Source organism: Mucilaginibacter sp. CAU 1740, assembly GCF_039839285.1.
Classification (GTDB): domain Bacteria; phylum Bacteroidota; class Bacteroidia; order Sphingobacteriales; family Sphingobacteriaceae; genus Mucilaginibacter.
In genome coordinates, this window is the sequence record NZ_JBDOQS010000004.1 from 1 (window position 1) to 12287 (window position 12287).

Below are 12287 nucleotides of genomic sequence, written 5' to 3' on the forward strand. Positions count from 1 at the left end.
ATAACTGGGAAAGGCCACATCAGGGGATTAATGGTAAAAAGCCCATTGATATGGCTACCCTAAACAACAAAAATAATCCCTAATTCTGTTACCGAATTATCTAACCTTTACAGCAATGACGGCGGCAGAATTATCCCACAAAAAAGAGCGCCCGGATAAAAACCCGGGCGCTCCAATACATTCAATAAAGCAAAGCTTATTTAGTCAAAATACCTTCGGCTAAAACAGTTACTTTATTGTTTAAAGCTTCAACAACACCACCTTTTATAAAAAACACTTCTTCTTTGGCTGCGCCACCGCGTACGGTAAGTTTGCCATCCTGAAGGGTTGAAATAATAGGAGCGTGGTTGTTCAGTATTTCAAATAATCCTAAAGCACCCGGCACTGTTACCGAGGTAGCCTCGCCTTCGTAAACTTTTTTATCGGGAGTAAGAATTTCTAATGTCATCTTTTTTAGATTCAAGAATCAGGAACCAAGATGCAGGAGACTTCCTTTCTTGATTCTTGACTCTTATTTTCTTGCTTCTTATTAATTATTAGCTTCAGCTAATAATTTTTTGCCTTTTTCAATAGCATCTTCAATGCTGCCAACTAAGTTGAAAGCTGCTTCTGGGTATTCGTCAACTTCACCATCCATGATCATGTTGAAACCTTTGATGGTGTCTTTAATGTCAACCAATACACCTTTTAAGCCGGTGAACTGCTCGGCAACGTGGAAGGGCTGAGAAAGGAAACGCTGAACACGACGGGCGCGTGATACAACTAATTTATCCTCTTCAGAAAGCTCATCCATACCTAAGATGGCGATGATATCCTGAAGCTCTTTGTAACGTTGTAAAGTTTCTTTAACGCGTTGAGCGGTATTGTAGTGCTCATCACCTAAAACAGCTGGGCTAAGGATACGTGAGGTTGAATCCAATGGATCCACCGCAGGGTAAATACCAAGCTCGGCAATTTTACGTGAAAGTACGGTAGTAGCATCTAAGTGGGCGAAGGTTGTAGCCGGCGCAGGGTCGGTCAAGTCATCCGCAGGTACGTAAACGGCCTGTACTGAAGTGATCGAACCGCGTTTGGTTGAAGTGATACGCTCTTGCATGGTACCCATCTCGGTAGCAAGCGTTGGCTGGTAACCTACCGCTGATGGCATACGACCTAATAGCGCCGATACTTCTGAACCTGCCTGGGTAAAGCGGAAGATGTTATCGATAAAGAAAAGGATATCACGGCCTTTACCATCTTCATCACCATCACGGAAATACTCAGCAATTGTTAAACCTGAAAGAGCCACACGTGCACGTGCACCCGGCGGCTCGTTCATCTGACCGAAAACGAATGTCGCTTTCGAATCTTTCATAACTTCGGTATCTACTTTAGATAGATCCCAGCCACCTTCTTCCATCGAGTGCATGAAAGCGTCGCCATATTTTATAATGCCTGATTCAAGCATCTCGCGCAAAAGGTCATTACCTTCACGTGTACGCTCGCCAACACCTGCAAATACAGATAAACCTGCATAAGCTTTCGCGATGTTGTTGATCAGTTCCTGGATCAATACTGTTTTACCTACACCGGCACCACCAAACAAACCAATTTTACCACCTTTAGCATAAGGCTCTAAAAGGTCGATAACTTTGATACCTGTAAAAAGTACCTCAGTTTCGGTAGATAGGTCTTCAAACCTTGGAGGGGTAGCGTGGATAGGACGACCGTTTGTTTTGTCAAGATCAGGGATACCGTCGATAGCATCACCTACCACGTTAAATACGCGACCTTTAATGTTATCGCCTACTGGCATTTTGATAGCAGCTTCGGTATCTAAAACCTTCATGCCGCGTAACAAGCCGTCGGTCGAGTCCATCGCGATGGCACGAACGCGGTCTTCGCCTAAGTGCTGCTGAACCTCTAAAATAACTTTTTGGCCATTGTCTTTCGTGATCTCTAACGCGTCATAAATTTTTGGAAGATGAGCGTCATCAGCGAAACTTACGTCAACTACCGGACCAATGATCCGTGAAATTTTTCCAATGTTTGGCATATATAACCTGGTGTTTTTTAAAAAATGCTTTTACTGAACAGCAACATACATCAATTGTAACAGGAATGTATAAGATGCTATTTCAGAGGCGCAAAGTTACTATTTATATCCAATTATTTAAATAGTGCTTTGAGTTTTTTAAAGGATAATTTCAACATTGTTAATTACTTGCTTTTAATGCGCAAAAGTGAGCACAATTTTACCTGTATGTTCGCTGCTTTCCATGAGTTGATGCGTAGCTGCGGCATCTTTGGCATCGAAGGTTTTATAGATGATGGGTTTTATTTTTCCGTTGGATAATAAAGGCCAGATCTTTTGTTCGAGGTTTTGAGCGATGGTTGCTTTAAACTCGATCTCCCTGCTCCTGAGCATAGATCCTGTAATGATGAGCCGTTTTGCCATTACTTTACCTAAATCAAGCTGAACCTCGCGGCCCTTCATGGCATTGATCATTATTAACCGACCCTCTACAGCTAAGGAATCAATATTGCCCGGCATGTAATCGCCGCCTATCATATCTAATATTACGTTAACGCCTTTGCCATTAGTGAGCTTTTTGATTTCCTCTTCAAAATCGGCAGTTTTATAGTTGATAGCTTTATCTGCTCCAAGCTGCTCGCAAAAGGAGCACTTCGTGTCGCTCCCTGCAGTTATGTAAACTTTGCTACCCAAGGCTTTGGCCATTTGAATGGCCGTAACGCCTATCCCGCTCGAACCACCGTGAACCAATAATGATTCGCCAGGCTGCAGTTTGCCTCGATCAAACACATTACTCCATACGGTAAAGAAAGTTTCAGGGAGGGAAGCGGCTTCAACATAACTCAGATTTTCGGGGATGGGCAGACATTGACCTTCGGGCGCCGGGCAGTACTCGGCATAACCGCCGCCGATAACTAAGGCGCAAACTTTGTCGCCAATTTTCCAGCGGGTAACGATTTCGCCAACTTCTGTGATAACGCCGGCTACCTCCAAACCCGGAATATCGGCAGGAGCGCCCGGAGGCGGAGGGTAATTTCCCTTGCGTTGAAAAACATCCGGGCGGTTAATGCCTGCTGCAAATACTTTTATCAGCACTTCGTTGGGTTGGCATTGCGGGGTAGGCCGTTCTGCCAATTGCAAAACTTCCGGGCCGCCGGGTTGGGTTATTACTATTGCTTTCATGGATGTTTGTTGAAAGCTAAATTAAGGTGAAAATGTTTTTTATTGGTACAAGATAACTGGAGTATAAACTTGATTTTGGAAATATAGCACATACGAGGCACCTAACGGAGCCTTAAAAATCCTTGTTGCGTTTTCTATAGACACGATACTCCTACGGAGTTTTACTGGCGTATAATCAACTCCGTAGGAGTATCGTGTTTATAGCTAAGAATGGATAAAGTATTTGGCTCCATAGGTGCCTCGTGTTTTAAAAATGATTACGTGCCAATGCGAGAGTGTTTTTGTTTTGGATACCGTCGAATTAAACTTACTGATTACTTCAGATATTTATCCAACTCCCTTTCAAACTCTTGCGTGTCACTTGGAAGTGGCATTGCCGCGTTTAACATCTCGCCCGTACTTGATATGAGCAAGTACCGCGGGATACTGTTGATCCGTAACTTTTTAAAGAAGATGTTTTGGAAACCACCAGGGGCATGTATTTGCAATATATCCTTCCTGTTGCCGCTGTTTTTAGCTATCCAACTATCCCATTTATTTAAGTTCTGATCGGCAGAAAGTGAGATGAATTGAACCCTGTCACTATATTTTTTGATAACCAGATCTAAAAAAGGTAGCTGATTAAGGCATGGGATACACCAGGTAGCCCAGCAATCAACTACGATGATTTTTTTTGAGGCCAGTTCTTTAAAAGTTTTATTTACGTGCGAGGTATTTTCAAAACTGAGGTTCAGCATTTGCTGCGGCGGAAAGCCCGGATGTTTCACTGCCTGGTAAACCGAATCTATCAAGCTATTAGTGGCTTGGCGTGAATGGTCTGGTGTGTATTGCTCATAAAGTGTTTCTACTGCTGATTCATCAGCTTTGCCACTGTAAACCTGCATCAGCCATGATATTACATAGGCTTTAGGTTCGTTATTAGGTAGCTTTTTTAAATAATACAGAACATTGTCTAAAAAAACTTTGTCAAAATTTACAGGCCCTTTATTTTGTTTGCTGTTTATCAGTGCGGTATATTGTGTAAGTACTGATCGGTGAAAGGATGTATTTTTAAACAGGTCAGTATTATTAATGTCTTTTGCAAAGTTGTTGATTGTATCCTGAAGATTAGGGGGGTATCGTTGAAATAGTTCAGTATCCCACTGGACAAGAGGCTCAAGCAAATTATTGTAATAGCTGTATTGAATTTCTTTTTGTGCGTATAGTTTTAGTGATTGAGGTATGCCGTATTGGGCTGTAAAGGTTTTTAAGAAGTTTACCCTATCCTTGTAGATTTTTGCAATGCCTTTTAAATAGGTATCAAGATCATGTTTTAACTCTTTAAAACTGTAGCCGAACTGCATGCCATGGAGTTCTTCATGCAAATAAGCTAAGCTATCAAAAAAACCAATGTATTTATATTTAGGGGGATAGGTAATATTGAATAGCCCCTGTGCTGTAATAGAATCATTGAGATATGTGCCTCTATCGCCGGTTGGGTCTGTTTTATAAAAATGGATTTGGCTTGCCTGTAATCTGATGGTGTCTTTGATCAGCGACGGATCTAATAAAATCTGGTGTCCAGATATATCGTCTATAAAATAAACTCCACGATCTTTGATATTGTAAGTAATAATATCAGTTTCCAGGGTGGGGGCTTTTAAATAAGACGTTCGGGAAACAACTGTGTTTTGTATGCTGGCAGGATCAAATCCATCCCATTTATTTTTTCGGATATTGAAAAATATACGACTAAGGCGGTTGTTTTTTCCATGAAATGATGAATCTCTTGTTATATCATATTTAATAACGATGTTTTGGCCATAGCTTTTAAAAAGCGTAAAAATTAGCGTGATAAGCAGTAGGGTTTTTCGGATGGTAGAGGGTAGGCATAGGGTCATGCTCAAATGAATTTAATAATAAGGATTTAGACAGATAGTAAGCAATATGCATTACATATTTAGTTAATAGTTTTTCAATATCAAATTTTATTTATTTAAATCAAGGAATAAACAAAATACCTTCAAAAAATATATTCTGAAATATATTTTTTGAAGGTATTTAACTAACGTTAGGTTATAATAGCGTTGTGCCGCAGTCTAATCCCCACTCCTCAAACTTTCCACCGGATTAGCCCCCGCCGCTTTAAACGATTGCAGGCCAATGGTAGCAAACGCGATAAACAATGCGCCCGCACCCGCCAAAATTACAACCCACCATTGTATGTTATCCCGATAGGCAAAACCCTGCAGCCATTTGCTCATCACCAGCCAGGCCAACGGTGCGGCTACTAAAAATGAGATGCCTACCAGCCTGATAAAATCTTTAGAAAGCATCCCCACAATAGCAGCTACACTTGCCCCAAGCACTTTCCTAATGCCGATCTCCCGTGTCCGCTGTTCAGCGGCATAAGCAGCAAGACCAAACAGGCCAAGGCAGGCAATGGCGATAGCCAATCCGGTAAATAAAATAAACAGCTGGCCCATGCGCTGCTCGGTACGGTACAGGGCATCAAAGTCGGCATCCATAAACGAATATTCAAAATGCTCGTTAAGGGCAATCGTTTTCCATGTTTTCTCTATTTGAGCCATCAGAGCGGGGAGGTTACGGGTATTTACACGGATGCTTAACCGTGCCAGCCAATCATTATCTAAAGCCATCACCAGCGGGGTTACATTATCCCGCAGCGAACTGAAATTAAAATCTTTCACTACGCCAATCACATGGTACTTTTTAATATCTTTTCCCATTCCGGTAGTTATGGTTTTGCCGATAGCATTATCACCATAGCCAAATGTTTTACCCGCAGTCTCGTTGATCGCCATAGCCAACGAATCCGTTTTAAACTCCTCCGAAAACCCGCGACCGGCCTTCATTTGCATGCCCATTGTGCTGATATAGTCATTGTCAACTCTCCAGAATTGGGTTGATTGGCCCGCTTTGTTTTCGCCGGGCGATACATAGTTCAGTACTTTATTATTGGCAGTAGGCAGAAAGCTGGTAAGTGTGGCGTTCATAACGCCAGGTAACCGTTTTATTTCCTGCTTTAGTATTTCAGGATGTTCGAGTGTGTTTACGTTATTGAGGATGAGTACTTGGTTACGGTTAAAGCCGAGGTCTTTATTTTGGATATAGTTGAGTTGGTTGTAGATAACTAAAGTACCTATCACTAAAAATATGGAGATGGCAAATTGAAACACCACCAGCGTACTCCTGAACACTCCTCCTTTAAAACCAGTAGCGATCTTTCCTTTCAAAACATTAATGGGCTGAAAAGCGGAAAGGAAGAAGGCTGGGTAGGAGCCAGCCAGTATCCCCACAACCACAACAATGGTTAGCAAAGTTGGCAGCAGCCAGCTTGCAGTTTGCATGTTGATGATCAGTTCCTTGTTGGATAGGTGATTGAACGCCGGCAATAAACTCCAGGCAAGCAGCATCGCGATAATGGCGGCCACAAACGTTACGATCAATGATTCGGCCAGGAACTGGAAAATGAGGTGTTTGCGCGATGAACCTAATACTTTGCGTACCCCAACTTCACGCGCCCGATTAGCTGAGCGGGCAGTAGATAGGTTCATAAAATTAATGCAAGCCAGCAGCAAAATGAATACCGCCACTGCCGAAAAAATGTAAACGTACTGCCCATTTCCATTGGTGCCCAATTCCATCACCCGGTTCGATTTGAGGTGGATCTCAGTCATCGGCATCAGGCCGAGTTTAAAATAATTACCACCGGCTGTAAATTTACCGTAGTTCATGGTGCTTGAACCTTGCAGGCCTTTTTGCATTGCTGCGTTCAGCTTTGCTTCAAGCCTGCCGATGTTGGTGTTTGGCTTAACCAACACGTAGGTTGCAAAGGCCGTTAATCTATTCCAGGGGGCGCTATCATCAATGGGGTGGCCGGTTGCCAGTAAAAAGTTTGCCCTAAAATGCGATTGAGCAGGCATATCCTCCATTACCCCGGTTATTTTGTGCGATGTGCTGTCGGTTACTAAAAACAGTGTTTCGCCAACTACATTGGTGCGGTTAAAATATTTTTGCGCCATCGATTGGCTGATCACAACCGAGTTCGGCTCTTTCAGCGCCGTTTTAGGATCACCTGCAAGCATAGGGAGGGTAAACACATTAAAAATAGTAGGCTCGCAATAAAAGGTAGCACCATCTTCGCGTACAATTTCATCACCCTTTTTAAACCGGATGTTCAAGGCAGGGGTTATTCGTACCGCGGTTTCAGCCTCCGGGCATTCGGTTTTTAATACGTGTGCCACGGGTAGGGCTGTAATAGCATATTGGCTGAGCGTGCCGCTAAATTTCAGGTCGGTATTTACCCGGTAAATTCCGTCGTGTTTGATATTATACCTGTCGTAACTTAACTCATCAACCACGTAAAAAGTGATGAGCAAGCAGATGGCTAATCCAAGGGCAAGTCCCAATATGTTGATGAAGGTGAAGCCTTTATTTTTAAGCAGGCTGTGCAAAGCGGTTTTAAAATAGTTCCTGATCATAGCATCAAAAGTTTATGCTATAAAGTTATAACTAAATAATTAGTTATTAAAGAATGTTAACTAATTATTTAGTTATGGTATCGGGATGTTAGAAGCTATTTAAACATATCGAAGCCGTCATTGCGAGGAACGAAGCAATCCCCAATTCTACAGGGCCAACTTGCATAGCCTTTCTGCATATCGGGGATTGCTTCGTTCCTAGCAATGACGTGCTGGAGATAACGGTTTTATTCTGCCGTTTTTAAACAGATTTTTAGCTTTAACCAAATTATTTTTATTCATTTGCTTATAAAACAGCATAACATATGTCATTACAAGTTGGCCAGCCGGCCCCTCAATTTATCCTGATCTCGTCCGATTTAAAAAGCGTTTCATTAGCCGATTTTAAAGGCCGCAAAGTGGTGATCCACTTTTTCCCTTTAGCTTTTACCGGTGTTTGTACTACGCAACTTTGCACCATGCGCGATAGCTTTGGCTACTACGATGGTTTAAACGCGACTATTTTGGGTATTTCTGTCGATTCACCTTTTACCCTAGCTAAGTTCAAAGCCGAGAATAATTACCAGTTCGATCTACTGTCTGATTTCAACAAAGAGGTGTCAACAGCCTACGGTGCCATCTATGAGCAGTTTGTAATGGGCTTAAAAGGTGTTGCTAAGCGTGCCGCATTTGTTATTGATGAAGAGCAACAAGTAATTTATGCTGAGGTACTTGAGGATGCCGGGCAGTTGCCAAACTTCGGAGCCATTGCAGAAATTGTAAAATAATTTGAATAAAAATTTGCAACCTTTTATTTAAATCCTATCTTTGCATTCCATTTCGGAATAGGCACTCGTAGCTCAATTGGATAGAGCGTCTGACTACGGATCAGAAGGTTAGGGGTTCGACTCCCTTCGAGTGCACAAATGCACTACATTTACCGGGACTTATCTACCCAGGGTGCACAAAACTAACTGTATAAGCCTTTCTGTTGTATTACCGAAAGGCTTTTAATTTGTAAAAAGCATGCTAAATCTGGTTTTGTTTGGTCCTCCCGGAGCCGGGAAAGGTACTCAGTCTAAAAAACTTATTGAAAAATACGATTTAATCCACCTTTCAACCGGGGATTTACTTCGCGGCGAAATTGCACAGGGTACAGAATTGGGTTTGGAAGCCAAAAAACTAATGGACGATGGAAAACTTGTTCCGGATGCCGTTGTAATTGGTATGATCAGCAATAAGCTTGATGCTAACAAAGAAGCCAAAGGCTTCATTTTTGATGGTTTCCCGCGTACAGTTGCGCAGGCCGAAGCTTTAGATCAGTTGTTAGTATCAAAACAATCGGCAATTTCGGGCATGATAGCCCTTGAAGTTGGTGATGATGAATTGGAGCGCCGTTTATTGGAGCGTGGTAAAGAATCTGGCAGGCCAGATGATGCCAACCCCGAGGTGATCCGCAAACGCATTCAGGAATATAATGATAAAACTGCCCCGGTAGCAGGTTTTTATAAAAATCAGGATAAGTTCACAAGCATTAATGGTGTAGGCTCGGTTGATGAGATCTTTGCCGCCATTGTTGAAGTGATCGAATCTTACAAAAAATAATTCGAAGTTAATCACAACCGAGAGTCAGTAAAGTCCGCAAGTTAAGAGCGTTAAAATTCTTAATTTTGCGGACTTTACTGATTTTTAGTTTTAGTACAATAATATTATGTCGCAGGGTTCCAATTTTGTTGATTATGTGAAAATCTGTTGCCGCTCGGGCCACGGAGGTGCGGGTTCTGCCCATTTACATCGTGATATATTAACATCTAAAGGAGGTCCCGATGGTGGCGACGGCGGCAGGGGAGGTCATGTTATTGTAAAAGGTAACGCCCAACTCTGGACCATGCTCCACCTTAAATACCGCAAACACGTTATTGCCGGCGACGGCGATTCGGGCGGTAGCTCATTACGTTCTGGCAAAACTGGCCGCGACGAGATTTTGGAAGTGCCACTTGGTACAACAGTAAAAAATGCCGAAACCGGCGAAGTACTTTTTGAGATCACCCAGGACGGCGAAACCAAGATACTTACACCCGGCGGCCGCGGTGGTTTAGGCAACTGGCACTTTAAAACCTCAACCCTGCAAACCCCTCGCTTTGCCCAACCCGGCGAAGATGGTCGTGAAGACTGGAATATCCTCGAACTAAAAGTACTGGCCGATGTTGGTTTGGTAGGTTTCCCTAACGCTGGCAAATCAACCCTGCTTTCAGTAGTATCTGCCGCTAAGCCGGAAATTGCGGATTATGCTTTTACCACGTTGGTGCCTAACCTGGGCATTGTATCATACCGCGGTGGCCGCTCATTTGTAATGGCCGATATTCCGGGGATTATTGAAGGAGCATCGCAAGGTAAAGGTTTAGGTTTGCGCTTTTTAAGGCATATCGAGCGTAACTCGGTATTGTTGTTTATGGTACCTGCCGATACTTCACGCAGTATTAAAGAAGAATACAGCATCCTGCTCAACGAGCTGGAAGAATATAACCCGGAACTAATGCACAAACCCCGTGTACTGGCTGTTACCAAAACCGATATGCTGGATGAAGAGCTACAGGCTGAAATGAAAAAGGAACTCCCTGAGGGAATCCCTTCTGTATTTATATCATCAGTAGCCCAGAAAAATATCGATCAGCTAAAAGATCTGCTTTGGAAAGAGATCAACGCGAGTGTGATTTAAGATTCGCTTAAAAAGCAACGAGTTTAAAAAGCAACGAATAGCATAAAAAGAAACGTCATTGCGAGGCACGAAGCAATCCCAAACTATACAGGGCGGACCTGCAAATAGGGGATTGCTTCGTGCCTCGCAATGACGTTTTAGGTTAATTATCTCTGTCTATTACTCCCCCCTACTCTCGCCGTTGTTGGTGTTGTCACCAACAACTTTACGCCATACTAACGGGGGCTTTCGATGGTTTAGACATTGAGGTCCTAAACATTGTTGGTGACAACACCAACAATGGCTATACGACAATAATATCAGGATATCCTTTCCTTACTTCGCCTCCCACAAAATATAATCATTGCTCAGCATCGTCATCTTAAAACCCTTATAACCCGGAAAGCACTTCCGCATAATGGTTGATTTGGGGCCGATATAATTAGATGGTAAAACGATGTATAATGGCCCGGCATGACCTTTATAAACGTAATCATCATAATTAATAGATACTTCGTCGCTTATGGCATCAACGGTAATGGTTCTGTTATGCTCAATCTCCAAACAAAGATCTGGGCTGGTAAACACGAAAGTAGCATTGTTATTTTGCCTGTCGAGGTTGCGGATGTAATTTAACGATGGCTGATCGATAAACAGCTGCGCTAAACCCGAATACCCATGCGCGCTAACATTTTTGTTTTGAAAATAACTCGGCACAAAAAATTTATAGCTGGAGTAAGCTATCACAAAACAAACAAAGTAAAACGGATACCTAAAACCCGCTTTTAAACTACTCACCAGGTAAATGATACCCGGAGCTATGATCAGGCCTATCATCCTGAAATGCCGCGCCTCGTACGAGATGCTCACCTGCCTTAAAAACGACTGCCCAAAAAACAGCACCGCTACCGCGTAAAATATCACCAGCAAAAGCACATAGCTTTTGTTGGGAACCCGCTTTATAATAAGGCGCACCAATAAAATGCTGAGCACCGCGCAGGCCACCACAATAATAACCGACCAAAAGTAATTGAACATAGGCGCATCATCATGAAACAACAATCCGCTTGATAGGTCATCTATTGAGAATGCCGTAAGGATGGGCGATGCCAATGGGAAAGCAAAAGTTTCCCAAAGCAATTTAATCCCCTCGCCAGCCGATGAAGGGTTGCCCCCTTTAGAAAGATAAAAATGAAAGATCACAAACAGCGACAGGATTGATGGAATACCTATCCAGATCGCGTTTTTTATCCAGTTGATGATTCCAGCTGTACCGTACGAAAGCCTGATCCAGATAAGTGTGCAGGCAGCTACAAACATCCATAAAAATGATGATTTGCAGATAAAACCTAAAATACCTGCTACAAATAGAAAAAGCACCAGCTTCCAATCGGGTTGTTTAAACGTAAGGCAGCCGTACAGGAACCAGCCCATGTAGCCGAACAGCAGTAACTCACCGCCGTTATAAAATATATAAGGCGTGAAGAACCCTTGCTGAATTACAATGAAAAGCACACTCAGCGCTGATATAATTGGTGTAAATCCCGCTTTTTTGAAGAAAAAGAAAAAGCCCGCTATCCCCGAAAGAGAAAAAAGTGTAGTAACAATTGCCGCGGCTTGCCCGGTATTGATGCCTAATACAGATTTAAAAAAGTAAGGCACCAGGTATTGCCCCGGCGACCACCACGCCAAAAAATCAGAAATATTTTTGTTGATATCTCCCTGATCCGGTTTAAAGTTAATGTTAAAGCCATGGCCCAACTCCATCGAACGCATTACCTGGAAGCCGTAGCTGGGATCGGGATAGAGGGCTGCCGGGGCTATGAACAGCATGATACCCATTATCAAAACTATACCACTTATAACCAGTAAAATTATTTGATGGGTTTGCAGCTTTTGTTTCAGCATATTATGTTTTTAAGCAGATGTA

General features: G+C 42.7%; 9 protein-coding genes and 1 tRNA gene. 4 read left to right on the top strand and 6 right to left on the bottom strand.

Features of this window, described 5'->3' with window-relative positions; all coding sequences use genetic code 11:
* Positions 1-196: 196 nt before the first annotated feature.
* From atpC to AAFN85_RS10300, 5 genes are all read right to left on the bottom strand, one after another.
* Positions 197-448: an ATP synthase F1 subunit epsilon gene (atpC, locus tag AAFN85_RS10280; RefSeq protein ID WP_119410847.1), complete on the bottom strand. Its 252-nt coding sequence runs from the start codon at positions 446-448 to the stop codon at positions 197-199.
* A gap of 81 nt (positions 449-529) precedes the next feature.
* The gene (atpD, locus tag AAFN85_RS10285; RefSeq protein WP_347527126.1) at positions 530-2035 is read right to left on the bottom strand and encodes a F0F1 ATP synthase subunit beta; all 1506 of its coding nucleotides are present in this window, start codon (positions 2033-2035) and stop codon (positions 530-532) included.
* 174 nt (positions 2036-2209) lie between these two features.
* Positions 2210-3196, bottom strand: coding sequence for an NAD(P)H-quinone oxidoreductase (locus AAFN85_RS10290; protein ID WP_347527127.1), 987 nt, complete (start codon positions 3194-3196; stop codon positions 2210-2212).
* 314 nt (positions 3197-3510) lie between these two features.
* Positions 3511-5076, bottom strand: coding sequence for a TlpA disulfide reductase family protein (locus AAFN85_RS10295; RefSeq protein ID WP_347527128.1), 1566 nt, complete (start codon positions 5074-5076; stop codon positions 3511-3513).
* 198 nt (positions 5077-5274) lie between these two features.
* Positions 5275-7680, bottom strand: coding sequence for an ABC transporter permease (locus AAFN85_RS10300; protein WP_347527129.1), 2406 nt, complete (start codon positions 7678-7680; stop codon positions 5275-5277).
* A 305-nt stretch (positions 7681-7985) separates the two neighbouring features.
* Between AAFN85_RS10300 and AAFN85_RS10305 the strand changes: the two genes are divergently transcribed.
* From AAFN85_RS10305 to obgE, 4 genes are all read left to right on the top strand, one after another.
* A complete protein-coding gene (locus AAFN85_RS10305) occupies positions 7986-8447 on the top strand; it encodes a peroxiredoxin (protein ID WP_347527130.1) in 462 nt (153 codons plus the stop codon).
* Between the two features lie 61 nt (positions 8448-8508).
* Positions 8509-8582: transfer RNA gene (locus tag AAFN85_RS10310), tRNA-Arg, on the top strand.
* 103 nt (positions 8583-8685) lie between these two features.
* Entirely contained in the window at positions 8686-9264 is a 579-nt protein-coding gene (locus AAFN85_RS10315) for an adenylate kinase (protein WP_347527132.1), read from the top strand.
* A 106-nt stretch (positions 9265-9370) separates the two neighbouring features.
* Complete coding sequence (obgE, locus tag AAFN85_RS10320) at positions 9371-10378, top strand: GTPase ObgE (protein WP_347527134.1); 1008 nt, start codon at positions 9371-9373, stop codon at positions 10376-10378.
* 315 nt (positions 10379-10693) lie between these two features.
* On the opposite strand, the gene AAFN85_RS10325 is transcribed toward obgE, so the two are convergent.
* Positions 10694-12265 carry a hypothetical protein gene (locus AAFN85_RS10325; RefSeq protein WP_347527135.1) on the bottom strand — a complete coding sequence of 524 codons (1572 nt, stop codon included), beginning with the start codon at positions 12263-12265 and terminating at the stop codon, positions 10694-10696.
* Positions 12266-12287: the final 22 nt, after the last annotated feature.

Coding starts and splice junctions, on each gene's coding strand:
- atpC (WP_119410847.1), bottom strand. CDS start 448: ATGACATTAGAAATTCTTACTCCCGATAAAAAAGTTTACGAAGGCGAG.
- atpD (WP_347527126.1), bottom strand. CDS start 2,035: ATGCCAAACATTGGAAAAATTTCACGGATCATTGGTCCGGTAGTTGAC.
- AAFN85_RS10290 (WP_347527127.1), bottom strand. CDS start 3,196: ATGAAAGCAATAGTAATAACCCAACCCGGCGGCCCGGAAGTTTTGCAA.
- AAFN85_RS10295 (WP_347527128.1), bottom strand. CDS start 5,076: ATGACCCTATGCCTACCCTCTACCATCCGAAAAACCCTACTGCTTATC.
- AAFN85_RS10300 (WP_347527129.1), bottom strand. CDS start 7,680: ATGATCAGGAACTATTTTAAAACCGCTTTGCACAGCCTGCTTAAAAAT.
- AAFN85_RS10305 (WP_347527130.1), top strand. CDS start 7,986: ATGTCATTACAAGTTGGCCAGCCGGCCCCTCAATTTATCCTGATCTCG.
- AAFN85_RS10315 (WP_347527132.1), top strand. CDS start 8,686: ATGCTAAATCTGGTTTTGTTTGGTCCTCCCGGAGCCGGGAAAGGTACT.
- obgE (WP_347527134.1), top strand. CDS start 9,371: ATGTCGCAGGGTTCCAATTTTGTTGATTATGTGAAAATCTGTTGCCGC.
- AAFN85_RS10325 (WP_347527135.1), bottom strand. CDS start 12,265: ATGCTGAAACAAAAGCTGCAAACCCATCAAATAATTTTACTGGTTATA.